We start from the raw sequence: 20,272 nt of genomic DNA, 5'->3' as shown, positions 1-20,272 counted from the left end.
ATTTTCGTACACTATTCGTCACTAAAATGTCAATTCATCTTACAAAAAGCTCCCCCTGAGAAGAACTTTTTTAATATTCAAATCCTCATCCATAAGGACTGCGCTGGCCACTTTTCCGGAGGTTATGCTTCCGTAGCGGTCAAATATCCCTATGGCCAGAGCGGGGTTCTCCGTGGCTGCTATTACAGCCTTTTCAAGAGGAATTCCCATCCGGAGCACTGCGCATTTCATACAGTCAAAAAGGTTGGTGACAGAGCCTGCGATGGTCTTCTGATCAGAGGTAAGGACTGCTCTGTTTCCTCGGACGGTGACGCTCTGGCCTCCAAGGCTGTACTCTCCGTCAGGAAGTCCTGTGGCTTCCATGCTGTCGGATATAAGGATCACTCTGTCCTCGCCGAAGGTATTAAAGGTAAATCTCACCATGGCAGGATCCACATGGACGGAATCTGCAATCAGCTCAACCTCTGCCCTCTTTTCCAGAGCCGCGATAATAGGCCCGGGCTCTCTGTGACTTATGCCCGGCATGGCATTGTAAAGGTGTGTCATATGCCTTGTTCCAAGGTCAAAGGCCTTAAGGGCTGTTTCATAATCTGCGCAGGTGTGAGCAAGGGATATGCATACCTCGTTTCTAAGCTCTCTGATAAAGTCCATGCTGCCCTGAACTTCCGGTGCAATGTCCACCAGCTTGATAAGACCGCCGCTCTCCTGCTGCAGCCTTTTGAACATGGGAACATCGGGTTCATGGAGGTATTCAGGATTCTGGGCTCCCAGCTTGTCAGGGCTGATAAAGGGGCCTTCCATATTGATGCCCACAAGGTCCGCTGCCTTTTCTGAAATGCCTTCTTTTCGAAAATCGGCGGCATTTCGGCAGATGCCCGTAAGGATCTCCTCACTGTAGGTCATGGTGGCAGGACATATGGCTGTTATGCCGCAGCTCGCTTCATACTCAGCGATTTCCATAAGGCCCTTTTTATCGCCGTCGCAAAAATCATGGCCCACAGCTCCGTGAAAGTGGATATCCACGAGGCCGGGAATAAGCATCAGCCCTTTGGCGTCAACGATTTCTTCGGTGTCATGGCTGTCCGAAAAAAGCCCGTCCTTTACATATACTTCTTTTTCTTCGAATTTATGCAGTTCGCTAAAGACCTTAGCGCCTGTAATCCTCATGGTGTGTCCCCCCGGAAGTCTGTTTCTTACAATACTATCTCAAAAATCGTTTTTCCCTCTGCCTCATTCTCATCAAGGAGCCTGATGGTTCCTCCGTGGGCCTTGACGATAAGGTATGCAATGGAAAGTCCAAGGCCCGTGCCCTGGCCGCTGGTTCTTGATTCATCCCCCACAACGAAGGGCTTAAACACATTGTCCCTAATGTCTGCGGGGATTCCCACTCCGTCATCTCCAAGTCTTATGATTATCCTGTCGGAAGTCTTTTTCATGGAGGCGATGATGGTGGTGCCGGCCTTGTTTGCCTTGATGGAATTGGACAAAATGTTCTCAAACACGCGCTTAAGCTGCATCTTGTCAAAGTCATACATGATCTCTTCATCGGGAATATCAAGGTCCAGGTTAAATCCAAGAAGCTCTATCTCCTCATACTTAAGAGCCAGATATTCTCTGAAATACTCGCATACATCCCCGGTTTCCGTAACAAGGCGAAACTCAGGATGTTCCAGCTTGGAATATTCATAAAAGGTATTTATAAGATCCGATAAGCCATCTGCTTTTTTGCTGATGGTATCCAGATATTTTTTCTCATCTTCCTTGGGAATAAGGCCGTCAGCCACAGCCTTGGCATAACCCTGAATAACAGTGATGGGGGTCTTCAGGTCATGGGAAATGTCCGCCAGCATCTTCTGCTTCTCCTGCTCCGCCGCAGCTCTTTTTTTCTCACTGTCGTGAAGCTCTGTGGACATGTTGTTGAAGGCATCGGCGATCTCAACGAATTCCCTGGGTCCCTCATAGGCCACGGTGGTGTCGGTTCTTCCCTTGGTGATCTCCCGCATGGCGGATGCAAAGAGCTTCAGAGGCCTTCTTATTCTCAGGGAAATCCTGACGGCAAAGACAAAGATAAGTCCCAAAAGGCACAGTGAAAAAACAGTGGATGCAACGATCAGGATCCGCTTATACTCTGCCCTTAGATTGTCCTTGGAATAATTGACATGGAGAATAAGGGTCCTCTTTTGTCCCTTTTCAGTCCAGAACTCATGCTTCTGAATAGTGGAATTAAGCTCGTTCCCGCCGTACATGTACTCAAATTCCGTATCGGAGATGTGGTATACTCCGTTGTTCAGGGTGGAATAGGTGACATTTTTCCTTCTGTCCAGAACCATGATGCCGCTGACACCGCCCTCGGTCACGGAAATCTGACCATTCTCACTGTCGTAGGAGGTGGTGTTGAGGGCATGCTTCTGAATAACGTATCCCGCCAGTTCTCCGCCGATGTACACAGGCTCCACATAGTAGTAGCTGTTTCCGTCAACGCTCTGAATATATTCAATTTCCTCTACTTCGTAGGTGTTGTGTTTAAAGGGATTGCTGCAATAGATAACATTGGCACCGGCATCAAGGACCTCGATATAACTGCCGCTGCCAAGAAATGCCCTGACAGGCAGGCGGCCATAGCGCTCCTTGGACAGGGTTCCTGTCTGCTGGATAAGCCTGTAGGGACCCTTCTGGTCCTGGGCCCTGTTAAAAGCAAGGCCAGCTGCCAAATATACAGTCAAAGTAAGAATGACCACCAGCAGCGCAAATATGACAAAGATCCTGGTGACCAATGAAGCCAAAGTACCCTTTTCTCTGTTAAACGGTCTAATCAGTCTGGCCATCAGATTCTCTCAATCTTATATCCAAGGCCTCTCACGGTCTTGATATATTTAGGATTATTTCTGTCATCCTCAATCTTGTCTCTGAGCTTACTCATATGAACCATAAGAGTATTCTCATCATTTTCAAAGTATTCGCCGTTGATGTGCTCATACACCTGCACCTTGGTGAATACTCTTCCGGGGTTCTTCATAAGAAGGGTCATTACCTTGAACTCAAAGGGGGTAAGGTCAATAGCCTTGCCGTTCTTGGTAAAAAGGACCTTCTCCACATCAATGCACAGCTCTCCCACCTGGAAAACATTGGCAGGAGCAGCCTCGCCTCCAAGCTGATAAAAGCGCCTTAAGGCCGCTCTTACGTGAGCCACTATCTCAAGGGGATTAAAGGGCTTGGTCATGTAGTCGTCAGCACCTATGTCCAGTCCTCTTATCTTGTCCTCATCCTGGTTTTTGGCGGACAAAACTATAATGGGAATATTGTTATCTGATTCCCTTACTTTTTTTATCAGTTCAAAGCCGTTCATTCCCGGCATCATAATATCGCAAATAGCCAGATCCGGCTTTTCATCCAGCAAAAGGTCCATTGCCACAAGGCCGTCCTCTGCGGAAATGATCTCATAGCCCTCCTTCTCCAGGTAGAGCCTCAAAAGATCTATGATATCCCTGTCATCTTCTGCTATAAGAATTCTGTTTTTATTCTCACTCATAGGACACCTCCACCTTTTATTCTAACAAAAAAATCTTTACCCAACCTTAACGAACGCTAAAGTAAGTAAAGATTTTTGTTATTTAATAAATTAATATCAAAGAGTTTCAGCTCTATGGGCGATATTCTGCTTGAAATTGATGACCTCATGATCGTACTCTTCATCCATATATGAGCTGTGGATAAGGAAATCAGCTGTTGCCTTGTTGTTGGCAAAAGGAATATCGTACACCTGGGCAATTCTCATAAGGGCCTTCACATCGGGATCGTGAGGGGCAGCTGTGAGAGGATCGGAGAAGAATATAACAAAATCAATCTTGCCTTCTACGATCTTGGCACCGATCTGCTGGTCGCCTCCAAGAGGTCCTGAATTGTAGCCGCGAACAGGAAGGTCTGTGGCATCTGTTATCATCCTTGCTGTGGTTCCGGTGCCGCATAAGAAGTGTCTTTTTAAAACCTCTGAATTGGCCTTGCACCAGTCTATAAGCTCATGCTTCTTGCCGTCATGGGCAATGAGCGCAATGTTCTTCTGTTTTGGAATAGTGAGTGTAAGTGTATCTGACATATAATGTCCTCCTGTTATCTGTTCTTATATGATATCATCCACCAGGATGTATTCTCCCGCAACGCTCTCGTAGACTCTGATCTCGCAGTTCTTGGGCCTTGGACGCCAGATGAAGCCTTCCTTGGCACCCTCCAGATAGCCTCTGATAAACCTGATTATGCCGCCGTGGCAGGCAACAAGCACGTTCTCATAGTCCTTGGTCTCCAGCTCCTTAAGAAAGGATCTGGTTCTTTGTATCATTTGGTCTGTGGTCTCTACTCCCTTGGGAGCGGGAAAAAGCTCCGGAAAGCCCCAGTAAAGGCTCATGGCAAGACCGCAGCCGTAATAGCTCCTTTGCTCATAGGGGCCAAAGTCGGCCTCTATTATCCTCTCGTCTCTTATAATATCCTTCTCGGAAACATTGCCTATGATCTCAGCAGTCCTGACAGCTCTGATAAGAGGACTTGAATAGACCGCATCAAAGGTGATATCTCCAATTTTCTCTCTGGCAGCCCGGGCCTGGGCCAATCCTGTATCATTCAGGGGTATATCCGATCTTCCCTGCATTTTCTTTCCTGCGTTAAGTGCAGTCTGTCCATGTCTGGTTACCCATATCTTCAAATCGATATCCTCGCAGTATGTATTAACGCCCTTTCTTCCCCTTGGAATAATCGGGGCGCATATTCTTTAGTTCCTGGTAGATCATTTTGTAATTATCATAGCGTACCCGGGCAATTTTGCCTTCCTCCACAGCGGTCTTAACTCCGCAGTCAGGCTCTGCCATATGGGCGCAGCCTCCGAAACGGCAGGAGGGTTCATACTCCTCAAATTCCGGATAGTACTGCATGATATTGTCGCAGGTGACATCCTTAAGATCCAGGGATGTGAATCCGGGGGTGTCGATGATATAGGTCTCCACTCCGTCCTCCGACATATCCGACAGCTCTTTTACAAAGAAAAGCTCTGAATGTCTTGTGGTATTCTTGCCCCTGTCGATCTTCTTACTGAGCTCTCCGGTCTGCATCTGGGCATCGGGAACGAGCTTGTTAAGAAGGGATGACTTACCCACACCGCTGGGTCCTGCCAGGGTTGTGGTCTTGCCCCGAAGGTGCTCTTTCAGTTCATCCAGTCCTCTCTCTTCTCTGACACTGATGAAAAGAACGGTGTAGCCACACTTTTCGTAGGCATCATAGAGTTCCTGCTGCTCTTCCTCAGTGGCAATGTCCTGCTTGTTGAAGCAGATGATAACGGGAAGATTCTGCTGCCTCATGGTAATGAGGAATCTGTCCAGCAGGTTGTAACTTGGATTGGGCTTAACTATCGCAAACAAAATAACCGCCTGATCCACATTGGCAACAGGCGGTCTAATAAGCTGATTCTTTCTTGGAATAATCTCTGTGACGTTTCCAAGACATTTTTCCTCGTCGATGACATCAATCCTCACGTCATCTCCCACCAGCGGTTTTAAGTTGAATTTCCTGAATATGCCCTTGGCCTTACATTCATATACTTTTCCCGTGGGAGTTTCTATGTAATAGAAGCCGGCAATTCCTTTGACAATCTTGCCTTTCATTAATTCTCCTGTGTGAAAGTAACAGCTCTTGTGACTGTGTACTCCTGGGTTCCGCCGCCTGTGATCTCTCCGGTATCAGGATTGGTAACCTGAGGTGCGGTGGCGGTATAAACAAAGGTCAAAGTTCCCGTAGGTGATGTGATTCCCTTGTAGGTAGCCTGCACAGGGAAATCTGTTGTGGTTGTGCTAAGAAGTGTAACTCCGTCAGAGGTTACAAGGCTGACTCTCACGGATAATCCGGGAGTATAATTCTCGCCCTCTGTGGGAGCTGTAATATCAGCCACATAGCTGTAAGTAACATTGGCAGGGCCTGTTGAGAGCTCCATATTGATGATGGTTCCCTCTGAAACAGAGGTTCCCACAGCAATGCTCTGGGCACAGATAAGACCTGTGAGATTGGAATCCTCGTTGCTGGTCTCAACTATACTTCCTGCTGTAAGTCCTGACTCCACCAGGATAATAACCGCTTCCTCAGAGGTCTTGCCGATAACATTGGGCACTGTGACCTGGCCCTCGGCCTTGGCGATGGTTGCGGCCTCTGCAGCAGTCTCTGTCTTAACGTAATTGGAACCGTTACTGACGGTCACTGTAATGGTGGCACCGCTGGTAACCTTGCTGCCTGCGGCAGGATTGGTGGATACTACTGTATCCTTGGGTGCTGTATTGGCTGAATCCTCGGCCTTTTCTACCTTAAAGCCCTTATCGGTTGTAAGAATGGAAACAGCCTCGGCGTAGGACTTGCCTGTTACATCAGGAACCTGTATTCCGTTGGTTCCCTGACTTCCGGGAGTCTCAGTGGTTGCAAGAGAAGTGCTGCTGGCCTCTGCTCCTGATGAATCCTCGGCTCCAAAAAGTCCCATGCTTCTTCCAAGAAGAAGTATCACTATGAAGCCCACCAGAACAGCTGAAATAACAGCCATGATGATGGTAAGCTTCTCTATACGGCTGGGTGGTGCAGGCTTTCTTCTCCTGTCCCTGTTGTAGCCGTAAAAATCATCGTCCTCATCCTCTTCGTAATCTCTTCTGGAGTTCTTCTTGTCCTTGGCGTAATCCTCGCGGATGACGTCCTCTTTAAGTCTCATCTGCTCGGTATCGGAAAGCTTGTGTCCGCCGTTCTTGACAGAAGCGATCTCCTGCTCGGAAGCAACTCTGGTCTGACCCTCTTCATCGGGATCCACCAGGTCAACGAAGTCCTTATCCGGTGTGATAAGAGATTTCTTGAGGTCTGTAATAAGCTCTGCAGCGTTCTGATATCTTCTGTCAGGGCTCTTCTGGCAGCACTTGAGAACTATCTTCTCAACACTGACAGGAATCTCCTCGTTGTAATCAGCAGGACTTGGAAGGTCCTCCTGAATATGCTTGATAGCAATGGCTACGGTTGTGTCTCCGTTAAAGGGAACACGGCCTGTAAGCATCTCGAATAATGTAATACCAAGGGAATAGATATCACTCTTGGCATCACTGTAACCGCCTCTTGCCTGCTCAGGGGAGGTGTAGTGAACGGATCCCATAACATTGGAGGTGATGGTGTTGCTGGTGGCAGCCTTGGCAATACCGAAGTCTGTTACCTTAACCTTACCCTCCTTGGAGATCATAATATTCTGAGGCTTGATATCTCTGTGAATGATATTGTTATTGTGAGCAGCCTCCAGGCCCATAGCCACCTGGATCGCGATGCTGACTGCCTCCTTCACGGAGAGCCTTGATTTCTTTTCAATGTACTTCTTAAGTGTGATGCCATCAACCAGCTCCATTACGATATAGTTGATGCCGTCCTCATCGCCAACATCATATACATTAACGATGTTGGGATGCATAAGTCCCGCAGTTGACTGAGCCTCTACACGGAACTTGGATACAAAATTCTCGTTCTCGGAAAATTCCTGCTTCAGCACCTTCACAGCCACAAGGCGGTTTAGTTTATGATCTTTTGCTTTATATACATCGGACATTCCGCCGGTGCCGATCTTTTCCAGCACCTCGTACCTGTCGCCGATTATCATCCCTATCTTAATCATTTAGTCCTCCGTCATGTGCTACTTCTTCAGCAAACGGCTCAATAAGGATAACTGCAATGTTGTCCTTTCCCCCATTGTTATTAGCCGCCACAACAAGCTTTTGAGCTTTTTCTATGATGTCTCTCTGACCACTTACTATCATACGAATCTCTTCGTCTTCAAGCATGTTGGTAAGCCCATCAGAACACATGAGAACTATGTCCCCACGATTTAATTCCACATTAAAAAAGTCGATGTCTACCGTTTCAGTGGCACCGATAGCCCTGGTAATGATATTCTTGTCGAGATGATTGCGGGCTGTCTCTCTGTCGATTCCGCCCATTCTGACCATCTCTTCCACCAGGGAATGATCTCTTGTAATCTGTGTGATAGTATCATTGATGACGTAGAGCCTGGAGTCTCCCACATTGGCAACCTGAAGGTATCTGCCCAGGACTGTGGCCGCCACAACTGTTGTTCCCATGCCGAAAAGCTTGGGATCGTCGGAGGCTTTCTCTCGCAGCTTGGAATTGGCGATCTTGATAGCCTTCTCCAAAATCTTGACGGGGCTCTGTTCAAAAGACTTTTCAATCTCCTCTACCATTGTATCTACAGTAAAACGGGATGCGTAATCACCGGCATTATGGCCTCCCATGCCATCTGCCACAATAAATACATTGGAAAGGTTTCCGATTCTTCTGTCAGAAGAAAAGACATAATCCTGATTCAGTTTTCGTTTTTTTCCAATATCCGTTATGGAAAAGGTCTTAAGCAAAACAGTTTCTCCCCAAGTCTACTATTTTTCATCACAATACAAATAAGCAGGTTATTACTGGTTTTCTTCCAAATGACGTCTTCGAAGCTGTCCGCAGGCGCCATCAATATCCCTGCCCATTTCTCTTCTAATAGTAACATTTATTCGACTTTTTTCAAGTTTATTTTTGAATGCAAGGGCCCCGGAGCGGTCTGTAGGTTTAAAGTCGCGCTCTTTTATTGGATTCACGGGAATAAGATTAACAACAGCGTTAAGGCCTGACAAAAGTTCAGATAATTCCGCCGCATCCTCATCGGTATCGTTGACGCCGCTCACCAGGGAATACTCGAAAGTGAGCTGTCTTCCGGTCTTATCAAAATATGCCTTGCAGGCCTCCAGAACCTCGTGGATCTCATACTGGTTGGCTATGGGCATAAGCTGTTTTCTCTTCTCGTTGTTGGAGGAGTGAAGGGACAGGGCGAGGTTTATGGAAAAGTCCTCCTCTGCCAGCTTGTAGATATTTGGCACAATACCGCAGGTGGATACTGTGATGTTTCTCTGACCCATATTCATTCCGTTTTCATCGGACAAAAGTCTTATGAACCTGACGAGATTATCGTAGTTATCCAGGGGTTCTCCGCTTCCCATGACTACGACTCTTGAGATCTTCTCCCCGGTGATCCTGCCTATAGAGTAGATCTGATCCAGCATCTCTGATGGCAAAAGAGATCTCTCAACGCCGTCCAGAGTCGAAGCACAGAACTTACAGCCCATGCGGCAGCCCACCTGGGATGAGATACATACGCTTACGCCGAATTTGTATTTCATGAAGACACTCTCAATGACGTTGCCGTCGGCAAGGCCAAAGAGGAACTTCTTGGTATCGTCGATGTGGGACTCCTGAACCTGAACGCACTTAAGAGATACCAGATCAAAGTTCTTACGGCATTTTTCCTTGAGAGCCTTGGAGATATTGGTCATATCATCATAGTCAGCAACCTGCTTGATGTGGAGCCACTCATAGAGCTGCTTTGCTCTGAAGGCGGGCTCTCCTATGGCCTTGATGCACTCTGAAAGTTCAGGCAGGGTCAGGGATTTGATATCAATCTTACCTGACAGCCCCTTTATATATTCTTTGTTATCAGTCTTAACTTCTGACAAATTACTATCCTCTTTTTCTAACTAAAATCAATTTTTTCTTCTGAGTCTGGCGATAAAGAAACCATCGCAGCCCTCTTCGCCGGGAAGGATCTGGCGCTGGCTCTCCAATTCAAAAGGAAGCTCGCTGCAGATCTTTTCCACCATATCTTCATTCTCAGCCTTGCTGACGGTACAGGTGGAATACATGAGAGCTCCGCCGCTCTTTACATAGCTGTAGGAGGCTTTAACGATCTCCCACTGAAGGTCTGTAAGCTCCTTTATGCCGTCGGAGGTTACATTATACTTTATATCATTCTTTCTTCCAATGATTCCAAGCCCGGAGCAGGGAACATCAAGGTAAAGAATGTCTGCCTTGCCCTCAAGGCTATCGTCATGCTCTCTGGCATCATGGGCTTCTACGGTGATATTTTCAAGGCCCATGCGGTCTGCGTTATCTCTAATCAGGTCGCACTTTCTCTCGGAGACATCTCTGGAATAAACTCTGCCGGAGGGTCCCACCTTTTCTGCTGCGTGAAGGCTCTTTCCTCCGGGCGCTGCGCAGACATCAATAACAGTCTGGCCCACCTTGGGATCCGCTGTCTGGGTAAGGAGCATGGAGCTCACATCCTGGACTGTAAACTTTCCTTCCATGAATCCGGGAAGGAATCTGATGTTGTCAGTCTTCTCAAGCTCCAGTGCATAGGGGAGGGTCTTGCTTCTTGTAACCACAACGCCTGCCTCTTCCAGCTCTTTTATAAAGGCGGTTATGTCAGCCTCTCCATCAGGAAAATGATTCATATTAAGCCTTATGGTTGTGGGTCTGGGCTCCAGGAAGAACTTAAGGATCTCCTCTGTCTTCTCATAACCGAATCTCTCAAGCCAAACACTGCAGATCCACTCAGGCATTGAGTAGACTACAGACAAGTAATCCACGCCGCCATTTTTTGCTTTATCCGGATATTGGATATTATCCTTGTTTCTGGAAATATTCCTCAGGACTCCATTCACAAAACCCTTGAGATTCACAAACTTATGCTTCTGAGCCAGCTTCACCGCCTCATTGCAGGCAGCGCTGTCCGGCACAGAGTCCATGAACATGATCTGATACACACTCATCCGCATAAGGCTTCGGATAAGAGGCTGCATCTTGTTTACCTTGGTCTTGGAGAACTGATCAAGAATGTAATCAATCTGAATCTGACGCTCAAGGCATCCATCCACAACTCTCTTCATAAATGACTTATCCCTGGTTTCCAGGTAATCATACTTTTCCAGGGAGTCCTTAAGCAGAGTGGTCTGGCGATTCTCTGCCTTATCATATTCCATCAATATTTTCAGTATTATTTCTCGAACATTAGCCATGTATTTTTTTACCTTCTTCTATTGTTCAGCAATACCAGTCTAAGGAGCTGAAGTACAGCGGAGGCTGCGCTGGCAACGTAGGTCATGGCTGCTGCGCTGAGGACCTTCTTGGTAATATCGGTCTCTTCATGTCCAAGAATGCCGTATTCTTCAAGCATGATAAGTGCTCTGTGAGAAGCATTGAACTCAACGGGAAGGGTAACAAGCTGGAACAATACAGCTAATGAGAATACCCAGATACCGATGGTAATAAGGGGTGAAAAGCTAAGGAACATTCCAAGGATAATAATCGGAATTCCTGCTTTAGAACCGATATTAGCAGCGGGAACAATGGCGGATCTGATTCTGATGGGCACATAGCCGGTGTAGTGCTGAAGCACGTGGCCGCACTCGTGGGCCGCAACGCTGACCGCCGCTATACTGTTGGAGCCGTAGGTGCTGTCAGAAAGACATACCATTCTGCTCTTGGGGTCGTAGTGGTCTGTAAGCTCTCCGCTGACATGGGCAATACCAACGTCAGTAATGCCGTTTCTTCTAAGGATCTCCATGGCTGTCTGAGCACCTGTAAGTCCGCTCATACTGCGGGTTCTTGCATACTTTCTATAAACAGAAGATACTCTTGCCGAAGCCACCATGCACAGTATTGCCATGATGATAACTAAAATATACATAGGGTCAAAGCCCATTCCGTAACCTAAACCTCTTCCATATCCGTAATACATAATATCGCCTCTTTTCTATATCATTTTGGTGATTATATCACCCAAGTCTTAACCCAAGCTTAATCCTGTTGCCAAGAAGGAAACTTTTTACATCCATTCTCTTTTTGCCCTCAAGCTGAACCTCAAGAATCTGGAGATAGCCGCCGCCAGTAAGTACTGCAAAAGAGTCCTTGGCTATGGCCGCAATGGCTCCATAGGCATTCTCTTTTACCAGCTGCTGCCTTGCGCTGAAGTCCTCCTCAGATTCCTGACCGCCGTAAACAGCATCAAATTTCTCCTCATCAAGGGCCTTGGCGCTCCAGATTTTCAGCATCTTGCCCTCAAGAGAGGTGAAGGCGCTGGGCCAGGGATTGAGACCTCTCACAAGATTTCTGATGGTCTCTGCATCCTTGGAAAAATCAATTCTTCCCATGTCCTTGGAGAGCTTGCCGCACTTGGTGGCTTTAGCCTCATCCTGGGGAACCGGGGTGAGCTTACCTTCTTCAATAAGAGGAAGTGCCTCTACTATCAGCTGTCCGCCAAGAACAGAGAGTTTGTCGAAAAGACCTCCGCCGGTCTCATCTTCGGAGATTGGAATAGTTTTCTGAATAAGGATATCTCCGGTGTCCATACCTGCTGCCATCTGCATAATGGTTACACCGGTCTCTTTTTTGCCATCTATAATAGACTGCTGTATCGGCGCTGCTCCTCTGTATTCAGGAAGGAGTGATGCGTGAATGTTGACGCAGCCGTACTTCGGAATATCAAGGATCTCCTGGGACAGGATCTGTCCGAAGGCAGCTACTACATAAATATCCGCATCGATTGTCTTAAGGTAAGCGACATGCTCTGCCTGCTTGATCTTTTCCGGCTGAAATACCGGAAGGTTGTGCTCCAGGGCCAGGGCCTTAACGTCTGAAACCTGCAGCTCCCCGCTTCTTCCCTTGGGTTTGTCGGGCTGAGTCACCACAAGAACGATCTCATGTCCCGCCTCTATTATCTTTTCAAGTGCACACCTGGCAAAATCCGGTGTTCCCATAAATACTATCTTCATAAATAAAATCCTTTCGGTTGTCGTAGGCGGAAACCCACTTGCTTTAGCAGATGGGAGGAGCCTTGTAAATTGTTAACCCACGCCTTTAGTGGTATGATATTCTCATAGAGAAAACCGTTAGGCAAATGTATCTGTGAGGTTACATATCGACCAAAGGCACTCTTTTTGAACATTGGCAAGTATATATGAGGTTGCTGTCAAATGTCCTGCGACAGCGTAAAATATACTCAGGCATTACCGACTGTACGGCATGGGAAGTTTAGTACCTGATACAGTTGTATAAGAGCATATCTCTTATACAAAGGGTGTTGTCAATCACCCCGTTAATGCGACACCACGGAAGTTACACCGTATCAAAGGTAGGAGCTTTTAGCGAACTACTGGGTAGTCGCAAGCCCATCGGTCTTTAGACCGTGGGTAATTGACGCTAACTAAGTTTAACATCTTAGCACAAGTAAAACAAACTGCTTGATAACGGTCTACGAGATAATTAAATCAATCAAACGTGAACCTGTCGAAGCTATAGATCTCCTCACTATCATCCGATACAAATTCAAAATAAACGGCATGTTTGCCGATTACACCTGCTTGCAGCATCGCCTTTGCTTCATTGCTGTTGCCATGGAATATAAGGTCAGCCACTACCGGCCCATTATAGGAATCGATATGGAGTCTGACCTTGAGCTTTTTTACCGTTTCAAGAACAACAGTCACAGCTTTAGGCGTATTTTGCCCAAACTGAAGATATCTGAAGCCTACAGTTGTTCCCTCTGTAATTCCAACTACAGGAGTTGAAAGGTCCTCTCTTTCTTCATAAGATGGCCTTACATATGCACGTGTTTTACTGCCGTAGATATGACAGGCATAACCTGCGGAAATCCAGGAATAAGCATCAAGTCCGTTAATCTGAGGCCCCTGAGAAGTCATTTCAACAGGCTTAGAAGAAACCGGCTCTCCTGCAAGATACTTCACATCTCCGATAAAGAGTTTGCCGTCTGCTCCCAGAGCTACATCTATTGGTTCAAGCATAGCCTGCCTTGAGTACTCGTTAACACCGGTCTGGCGATGGTAAAAGACATACCACTTTCCGTTCACTTCCATGATGGAGCCGTGATTATTCCCCCACTGGTAGGTCATTGTACCTACCCCCTCTGCATCATGCAGGATCTCGCCTCCGTTGAAGCTGATATCGCCACCATCATGAAATGGTCCGAAGGGTGAATCACTGAAGCGATATGAAAGAAATCCGTTATTGTCTGTAAATACGCCAAGTTCCGGCACCGGCTTCTCATAGCGCTTGGAATAAATATAAACATATTTTCCCATTACTTTTCTTGGACTTGAGGCTTCAAAAAAGCCATCGATCAGCGAAATATGGCCGTCATCCACCGGATTCCAGGGACAGGTTGAATGCCCCAGCGGATTCTCCACCAGGGTTTCCATTTTAATCGTAGCCATATCCTCTTCCAACTCTGCTATATAGCATGGAGCAGCACATCCGCCCCAATATGCATACACTCTGTCGTCATCATCCACCAGAATTCCCGGATCAAAGCCAAGTTTTGTATTTACCGGATTCTCAAAGGGTCCCCAGGGAGTTTTTGAGCTTGCAACCACTACAAGACTTCCACAGCGCTCTGCAGCGTACATATAGTAGGTGTCTCCTCTTTTGACCACGTCCGGAGCATACAGGATTGAATCAAAATGAGTTTCATAAGCAACGCCATGGCACTTCCAATCGGTAAGGTCCTCTACAGGCGCAGACCACACCACATAGTTTCTTCCGCAGTACTTGTCTCTTTCAATATCATGAGAACCATAGACATAAACTCTCTTTTCGCCGTTATGCTCAAACACTCTGGGTTCTCCATCCGGAACATGTTCCCAAAGCGGCATGTATGGGTTAGCGCCTTTGATATATTTCTTCATTGCAATATTCTCCTATTACCCTGTTTCATTATGACCCCTCAACCAAAATGATAAGTTAACGTGACTTATTATTTTATCTTCAATGTCTTCAAGTATCCCTTCTGCTCGGGAGTAATACGGTAACTCTCCACGGCTTTCTGAATAGCCTTGTTGTGGGTCCAGGTATCGAGTTTCTTACCTTCAAAAAAAGGAAGAATAGTATCATACTGCTTGGCCAGAGCTGTAGCGAAGTACCAGGCGATCATCATGTTGACGTAGTACTCTTCTGATCTGATCTGTGCTACTGTCTCAGGATATTTCACATCGTAGTCCTCATCCAGAAAATGCTCCATCAGCATACCGATTCCAAACCTGATAGTATAAGTCAGTTCTGACTTAAGCCACTTATCAATCTCCACCAGAAGCTTATCTCTATGTTTCTTGAACACCTTTGGAGACATCTGATCGCATGTGGCCCAGTTATCAACGTAGGGTAAAAAGGCATTAAGCTCTGCCATGGCTGTGTCTACATTCTTCTCTCCCGAGATAATAAAAGCATGGAGCTGATTCTCATCAAAATATTTATGGGGAAGATCCGTCAGAAACTCTCCAATATCCTCTCTCCCCCCATATTCCTTGGCAAGCGTTCTAAGCTCAGGGGTCCTGACTCCGATCATCACATCCTTTTCAAGAGTCGGAAAAAGACCGCTCTGAAAATCCCTGTATTTGATATCCTGAAGTTCAAAAAGTCTGTCTCTGATCTCTTCTGTTATCATATTCGCCACCTGTTATAACCAAAAACCTATCTCATCCAGCACCTGATCGATCACCTCTGCGTTCCTGATAGAAAACTCCGGTGTGATATGGGGCTTCTCCCCGTAAAGGATGCACCTGGACAGGTTCTCCACCTCCAGTGCATAGTTCTGAGGCACTGAGATCTCTCTTACTGTAGCGCCCTCATTGTTATAAACGGTATAGCTGACATCCCCCTCCTGATTGTACTCCACATCGGATCTGATGCTGCCCTTGCTGCCGTGGATATAAAGTCTGTCAAATCTGGAGTTGGTGCCTATTCCGAGATTCATTCCCACATTGAAGGAGGCTCTGGCACCGTTTTTAAAGCCCAGGATGGCCGCTGTCAGATAGTCAACTCCAAGGTCGGTAAACTCTGCTGTGGCCTGCACATAGGAAGGCTCTGCGTCCACCAGGGTCAGAATCATGGTGGTGCAATAGCAGCCAAGGTCATACATGGCTCCGCCGCCGTGTTCACGGTGAAGTCTGAAGTCCTCCTTGTAGCCCTGGGTAAGAAATGCACTCTCGATATAATCAATATCTCCGATAATGCCGCTTGCCACATCCTTCTTAAGGCTCTCCACATAGGGACTGTGAAGATATGCATAGGCCTCCATAAGGATCACGTCATTATCAGCAGCAGTTTCAAACATCTCCCTGGCCTCATCGGCGCTGAGAGCCAAAGGCTTTTCACAAAGAACGTGCTTTCCATGGGAAAGAGCTTCCGTTACCCACTTGATATGAAGGTCATTTGGAAGAGGTATATAAACAGCCTGAACCTCCGAATCCAGAATCAGCTCCTCGTAGCTGCCATAGGCCTTCTCAAAGCCAAACTCGTCCTTAAACTTCTCAGCCTTTTCCTTGCTTCTTCCGGCTACGGCATAGAGCTCACAGCTCTCAGCCTTCTTCATCCCCGGAAGCGTACAGTTCTTTGCAATGTTAGCTGTTCCCAAAACTCCCCATTTAACCGTCTTCATGTCGCTCTCCTTTCGAGGCCTAACCATTGTTGTCAGTCAAGTGTCTTAAGTTTTATCTTATATGAAATCTGCCTCGGTGTATCCATCTCGTCAAATTTCACTGTATAACTCTCCTCTTCATAGTTTACTTCAAGTACTGTACCAATGCCAAATATAGAATGTTCCACCCTGGTTCCGGGCTCTATCACAGAGAGCTTCATGGCCCCCTTTAGGTGCCTGGAATCATTCTCTATAAACTTCCGAACCGAGCTCATCATGGTCTCGTCGGGCTTCTCTGTAAATTCCAGTTTGTCCGAATCTATATCCAGTATAAATCTTGAGGGGTATCTTGGGATACCTTCAAAGTTCCTGCCTCCTGCTTCTGAGATAAAGAGCCTCTTCTGAGCCCTTGTCATGGCAACAAAGGCAAGACGCCTCTCCTCTTCCATTCCTTCCAGGGTACGGATCTTCCTGGAGGGGAAAATGCCCTCATTCATGCCGCAGAGAAATACATAGGGAAACTCAAGGCCCTTGGCGGCGTGGACTGTCATGAGCTTGACCTTATCCTCTGAACCTGCCTCTGAATCCGCATTGGTAAAAAGAGCTATGTGGCGCAGGTAGTCCTCCAGTCCAGTCTCCTCACCGCAGGTGGTCTCATATTCAAAGACGGACTGCTTAAGCTCCGCCAGGTTATCAAGCCTGTCCTGGGCCCCTTCCTTACGAAGCATCTCTTCATATCCGCTCTTTTGCAAAATCCTGGTCAGAACCTCGGACACCGCTTCTCCCTGATAGGAGGCCCCAAAGTCCTCTATGAGCTTAACAAACTCTTTGGCCCCTGTGCCTCTGATAAGTTCATGTTCCATGTTCTCATTAAGGGCAGTGTAAAGAGAGCAGCTGTTTTCCGCAGCGTACTCCTCCAGGAGAGCCATTCTCTTTTTTCCTATATTCCTCTTGGGAACATTGACGATTCTTCTAAAGGACAGGTCGTCCTTGTAAACTATCATCCTAAGGTAACACAGGGCATCCTTGATCTCCATCCTTCCGAAGAACTGTACTCCGGAATAGATGGTATAGGGAATCTTCTCCCTGATAAGGCCCTCCTCGATAGTCCTGGTGACATAATGGGCCCTGTAAAGAACAGCCATATCCCTATATGGAACGCCCATGCCCTTAAGAACCAGCATCTGGCCCGTGAGCCAGTCCGCTTCATCCGCGGTGTTGGGGGCGAGATGACACAGGACGCTTTCCCCGGAGGGCAGCATGGGATTCAGTTCCTTTTTTATCCTCTGGGAATTCTTGTCGATAAGGGAGTTGACCGCAGACAGGATCTGGGGTGTTGAGCGGTAGTTGTCATTCATCATGATGGTCTTGAGCCCCGGATGATTGTGCTCAAAATCCAGCAGATACTTAACATTGGCACCGCGCCAGGTGTAGATTGTCTGGTCGGGATCTCCCACTATAAAAAGATTCTTATGATAATCAGACAGAACCTCCATAAGCTCATACTGCAGATCGTCTATATCCTGGAACTCATCGATCATGATGTACTCCAGGCGCTTCTGCCACTTGAGCTTTATCTCCTGATTCTGCTGAAAAATATACAGGGTAAACTTGATGAGATCGTTGTAATCAAGGCCAAAGCACTTCTTTTCCTGATAGAGATAGCCGTAAAACAGGATGTCACGAACCTCTGTGGCGTTGTCATATTTGGCCTTAAGCTCATCAATGGACATGGAGAGCATGTCCAGATAGTATTCGGGATTCTCCTTGGTCTTCCTGATCTCGAACATGTCCCTGGCATTACTGTAGGTCATGTCCCGCATGGTAAGATGTCTCTCCTCGTAGATGATATCCAGAATGTCGTCGATATCGGAATTATCAAGAACAAGGAAGCTCTTGGGATAGCTGATGGCGCCGGAATCCTCCTGAAGGACCGATACGCAAAAGCCGTGGAAAGTATTGATATAGCCGGTGTCATTGTCACCGGTGAGATAATGGATCCTCTGCCTCATCTCGTTGGCAGACTTATTAGTGAAGGTCACACATAAAATATGCCCGGGCATGATTCCAAGACCAAGAACCAGGTATGCAAATCTCCTGGATAAAGCCCTGGTCTTGCCGCTTCCTGCCCCGGCTATGACACGTACATATCCTTCTGTAGTTGTAACCGCCTCTTTCTGCGCCTTGTTTAACCCCTCAAGCAGATGCTCCATTTTTCTACCACCACAAAACTAAAATGATATACTATATCATCAGTATATCATCTGCCTGATACTCTAGCAATACAAAATCCGAAAATATGTTCGATTATTCCTCTGTGAAAATTTCAAGTTTCGCTATCAGATCCTCGAGGATATATCTGGAGTCAACATCCGTGTAGATTCTGATATCCCGGGCATTCTCCAGGACTTCTGAGGAGGTATCCTCTGCTACAAAGGGAGCCTTCGCCACCTTATAGTGGCCGCAGCCGGGGTTGATGGCTATGGCGATGGCGGGGGAATCTCCCAGGGACCAGCTCTCTCCCTGGGTCCAGCCGGCGAACTTGGACATGTTGTAGTCCACCAGGTTTTGGAACAGGTGCTGTCCTATCTTGCCGCAGGGCCTTATTCTTCTCTGGATCTCGGCTATTCCGATGTTGATGGTGGTATAAACAAGGGATGGCACAAGCCACAACGGTACATTGCTCTGAAGAACAAAGTTGGCTGCCGCGATGTCATTTCCTGCATTGAATTCCCTGAAGGGAGCCTTTCTCGGGGCTTCGCCGTGGGTTCCTATCCAGATCACAGTGAATTTGTCCGCAATCTCAGGACAGGTCTTAAGCGCCACCGCCACATTGGTGATGGCACCCTGGCACAGAATAAAAAGAGGCTTATCATCCACTCTTTTTGCTTCATCAATGATAAACCTCACAGCCTCTGAGATCTCTTCATCACTGTCCATGGCAGCCTTCTGTCCCATATATACAGGGACCTTCATGTCCATGGCATCAAGGATAGTCTCGATCTCAGCATAGCTTCGCTCCACCGATCCGGCCTCTCCAAAGTGCTCAGCTACAATCCCCTTAACCATCAGTTTGGGGCTAAGGAGCCCATGAACTATGGCAAAGGGATCATCCGCCTCGCAGGCTGCATCGGTGTCAACGATAACTCTGATCTTTTTATAATCCGGAACCTCAAATGCAAACGGCATTGTCTTACCCCACTTTCCCTGCAACGTAGTCGGAATAGCTGACACCGGTGTACTTCTTGAAGCATCTGCTGAAGTAGTTGGGATCGGGGATGCCCACCTCTGCGGCGGCGCGGTACATCTTTACCCCGGACTCTGCGATCTTCACAGCCTTCTTCATGCGCAGGTCTGTGAGATACTCGATGAACTTCTTGCCGGTATCCGCTTTGAACTTGCGGGATAAATAGCTGGCGCTGAAGCCAAAGTGCTGGGCCAGGGAAGCAAGATTCAGCTTGGAATCTGTAAAGTTCTCCTCAAGATATTTAATGATCTGATCTGTATCTGTGGAGGCATAGAAGCTTTCAGGAACTATGTCAGCTTCCTTTTTAACGGTCTCCCAGTAATCAGGCTCTGCATCCAGTTTCTTTTTTACCTTCTCAAGAACCTGTTCGATCTCTTCTCGTACCATGGGCTTGAGCATATAGTCAAAGACAGGAAGACTCACGCACTTCCTGGCATATTCGAACTTGTCGATGGCGGTCATAATGATGATCACCAGATTGGGATAGCGCTCTGTGGCGGTCTCGGTGAATTCAATGCCATCCATGAAGGGCATCGAAATATCCACAAAGGCAATGTCAGGCCTCAGCTCATCAATAATATTGATGGCCTCAATTCCGCTGGCGGCCTCACCTACAACCTCCATATTCATAAGATCCCACTTGATGGCAGCTCTCATAAGCCTTCTTGCAGACTCTTCATCATCAATTATCATAACCCTGTATTTTCTGTTCATAC

At 47.2% G+C, this 20,272-nt stretch carries 18 protein-coding genes; all 18 read right to left on the bottom strand.

The genetic code is table 11. The features are described from left to right. Window positions 1-39 precede the first annotated feature (39 nt). Window positions 40-1,167, bottom strand: a complete 1,128-nt coding sequence (nagA, locus tag T359_RS0106580) for an N-acetylglucosamine-6-phosphate deacetylase (RefSeq protein ID WP_026516778.1) — start codon at window positions 1,165-1,167, stop codon at window positions 40-42. Between the two features lie 26 nt (window positions 1,168-1,193). Further along, the gene (locus T359_RS21420; RefSeq protein ID WP_051545049.1) at window positions 1,194-2,825 is read right to left on the bottom strand and encodes a HAMP domain-containing sensor histidine kinase; all 1,632 of its coding nucleotides are present in this window, start codon (window positions 2,823-2,825) and stop codon (window positions 1,194-1,196) included. Then, window positions 2,825-3,529 (bottom strand): response regulator transcription factor, encoded by a 705-nt coding sequence (locus tag T359_RS0106570; protein WP_026516777.1) that lies wholly within the window; start codon window positions 3,527-3,529, stop codon window positions 2,825-2,827. Before T359_RS0106570 ends, T359_RS21420 begins: the two co-directional genes overlap by 1 nt. Window positions 3,530-3,625: 96 nt before the next feature. Continuing rightward, window positions 3,626-4,093: a methylglyoxal synthase gene (locus T359_RS0106565; RefSeq protein ID WP_026516776.1), complete on the bottom strand. Its 468-nt coding sequence runs from the start codon at window positions 4,091-4,093 to the stop codon at window positions 3,626-3,628. A gap of 24 nt (window positions 4,094-4,117) precedes the next feature. Further along, window positions 4,118-4,693, bottom strand: coding sequence for a histidine phosphatase family protein (locus T359_RS0106560; RefSeq protein WP_026516775.1), 576 nt, complete (start codon window positions 4,691-4,693; stop codon window positions 4,118-4,120). Window positions 4,694-4,715: 22 nt separating this feature from the next. Continuing rightward, entirely contained in the window at window positions 4,716-5,645 is a 930-nt protein-coding gene (gene rsgA / locus T359_RS0106555) for a ribosome small subunit-dependent GTPase A (protein ID WP_026516774.1), read from the bottom strand. Beyond that, a complete protein-coding gene (pknB, locus tag T359_RS0106550) occupies window positions 5,645-7,663 on the bottom strand; it encodes a Stk1 family PASTA domain-containing Ser/Thr kinase (RefSeq protein WP_026516773.1) in 2,019 nt (672 codons plus the stop codon). Before pknB ends, rsgA begins: the two co-directional genes overlap by 1 nt. Beyond that, entirely contained in the window at window positions 7,656-8,417 is a 762-nt protein-coding gene (locus tag T359_RS0106545; protein ID WP_026516772.1) for a Stp1/IreP family PP2C-type Ser/Thr phosphatase, read from the bottom strand. The genes pknB and T359_RS0106545 overlap by 8 nt, the downstream gene beginning before the upstream one ends. Window positions 8,418-8,471: 54 nt before the next feature. After that, window positions 8,472-9,557, bottom strand: coding sequence for a 23S rRNA (adenine(2503)-C(2))-methyltransferase RlmN (gene rlmN, locus T359_RS0106540; protein ID WP_242839059.1), 1,086 nt, complete (start codon window positions 9,555-9,557; stop codon window positions 8,472-8,474). A 27-nt stretch (window positions 9,558-9,584) separates the two neighbouring features. Continuing rightward, window positions 9,585-10,898: a 16S rRNA (cytosine(967)-C(5))-methyltransferase RsmB gene (rsmB, locus tag T359_RS0106535; RefSeq protein ID WP_026516770.1), complete on the bottom strand. Its 1,314-nt coding sequence runs from the start codon at window positions 10,896-10,898 to the stop codon at window positions 9,585-9,587. A gap of 8 nt (window positions 10,899-10,906) precedes the next feature. After that, window positions 10,907-11,620 (bottom strand): zinc metallopeptidase, encoded by a 714-nt coding sequence (locus tag T359_RS0106530; RefSeq protein WP_051545047.1) that lies wholly within the window; start codon window positions 11,618-11,620, stop codon window positions 10,907-10,909. Window positions 11,621-11,657: 37 nt separating this feature from the next. Continuing rightward, window positions 11,658-12,653, bottom strand: a complete 996-nt coding sequence (gene fmt / locus T359_RS0106525) for a methionyl-tRNA formyltransferase (RefSeq protein WP_026516768.1) — start codon at window positions 12,651-12,653, stop codon at window positions 11,658-11,660. A gap of 495 nt (window positions 12,654-13,148) precedes the next feature. After that, window positions 13,149-14,582 (bottom strand): family 43 glycosylhydrolase, encoded by a 1,434-nt coding sequence (locus T359_RS19580; RefSeq protein ID WP_051545046.1) that lies wholly within the window; start codon window positions 14,580-14,582, stop codon window positions 13,149-13,151. A 68-nt stretch (window positions 14,583-14,650) separates the two neighbouring features. After that, entirely contained in the window at window positions 14,651-15,337 is a 687-nt protein-coding gene (locus tag T359_RS0106515) for a DNA alkylation repair protein (protein ID WP_026516767.1), read from the bottom strand. A gap of 12 nt (window positions 15,338-15,349) precedes the next feature. Continuing rightward, the gene (locus T359_RS0106510) at window positions 15,350-16,330 is read right to left on the bottom strand and encodes a Gfo/Idh/MocA family protein (RefSeq protein WP_026516766.1); all 981 of its coding nucleotides are present in this window, start codon (window positions 16,328-16,330) and stop codon (window positions 15,350-15,352) included. Window positions 16,331-16,362: 32 nt separating this feature from the next. Beyond that, window positions 16,363-18,522: an ATP-dependent helicase gene (locus tag T359_RS0106505; protein ID WP_026516765.1), complete on the bottom strand. Its 2,160-nt coding sequence runs from the start codon at window positions 18,520-18,522 to the stop codon at window positions 16,363-16,365. Window positions 18,523-18,616: 94 nt separating this feature from the next. Next, window positions 18,617-19,498, bottom strand: a complete 882-nt coding sequence (locus T359_RS0106500; protein ID WP_026516764.1) for a nucleoside hydrolase — start codon at window positions 19,496-19,498, stop codon at window positions 18,617-18,619. A 4-nt stretch (window positions 19,499-19,502) separates the two neighbouring features. Then, complete coding sequence (locus T359_RS0106495) at window positions 19,503-20,270, bottom strand: response regulator transcription factor (RefSeq protein WP_026516763.1); 768 nt, start codon at window positions 20,268-20,270, stop codon at window positions 19,503-19,505. Window positions 20,271-20,272 lie beyond the last annotated feature (2 nt).

Origin of the sequence: Butyrivibrio sp. MC2021 (assembly GCF_000621605.1) — a bacterium.
Classification (GTDB): Bacteria; Bacillota; Clostridia; order Lachnospirales; family Lachnospiraceae; genus Butyrivibrio.
The sequence above is the reverse complement of the archived record's forward strand: the minus strand, read 5'-3'. Positions and strand labels throughout refer to the sequence as shown.

Excerpts from the sequence above, each read along its gene's own strand:
- nagA (WP_026516778.1), bottom strand. The coding sequence starts at position 1,167 with ATGAGGATTACAGGCGCTAAGGTCTTTAGCGAACTGCATAAATTCGAA.
- T359_RS21420 (WP_051545049.1), bottom strand. The coding sequence starts at position 2,825 with ATGGCCAGACTGATTAGACCGTTTAACAGAGAAAAGGGTACTTTGGCT.
- T359_RS0106570 (WP_026516777.1), bottom strand. The coding sequence starts at position 3,529 with ATGAGTGAGAATAAAAACAGAATTCTTATAGCAGAAGATGACAGGGAT.
- T359_RS0106565 (WP_026516776.1), bottom strand. The coding sequence starts at position 4,093 with ATGTCAGATACACTTACACTCACTATTCCAAAACAGAAGAACATTGCG.
- rsgA (WP_026516774.1), bottom strand. The coding sequence starts at position 5,645 with ATGAAAGGCAAGATTGTCAAAGGAATTGCCGGCTTCTATTACATAGAA.
- pknB (WP_026516773.1), bottom strand. The coding sequence starts at position 7,663 with ATGATTAAGATAGGGATGATAATCGGCGACAGGTACGAGGTGCTGGAA.
- rsmB (WP_026516770.1), bottom strand. The coding sequence starts at position 10,898 with ATGGCTAATGTTCGAGAAATAATACTGAAAATATTGATGGAATATGAT.
- T359_RS0106530 (WP_051545047.1), bottom strand. The coding sequence starts at position 11,620 with ATGTATTACGGATATGGAAGAGGTTTAGGTTACGGAATGGGCTTTGAC.
- fmt (WP_026516768.1), bottom strand. The coding sequence starts at position 12,653 with ATGAAGATAGTATTTATGGGAACACCGGATTTTGCCAGGTGTGCACTT.
- T359_RS19580 (WP_051545046.1), bottom strand. The coding sequence starts at position 14,582 with ATGAAGAAATATATCAAAGGCGCTAACCCATACATGCCGCTTTGGGAA.
- T359_RS0106515 (WP_026516767.1), bottom strand. The coding sequence starts at position 15,337 with ATGATAACAGAAGAGATCAGAGACAGACTTTTTGAACTTCAGGATATC.
- T359_RS0106510 (WP_026516766.1), bottom strand. The coding sequence starts at position 16,330 with ATGAAGACGGTTAAATGGGGAGTTTTGGGAACAGCTAACATTGCAAAG.
- T359_RS0106505 (WP_026516765.1), bottom strand. The coding sequence starts at position 18,522 with ATGGAGCATCTGCTTGAGGGGTTAAACAAGGCGCAGAAAGAGGCGGTT.
- T359_RS0106500 (WP_026516764.1), bottom strand. The coding sequence starts at position 19,498 with ATGCCGTTTGCATTTGAGGTTCCGGATTATAAAAAGATCAGAGTTATC.
- T359_RS0106495 (WP_026516763.1), bottom strand. The coding sequence starts at position 20,270 with ATGAACAGAAAATACAGGGTTATGATAATTGATGATGAAGAGTCTGCA.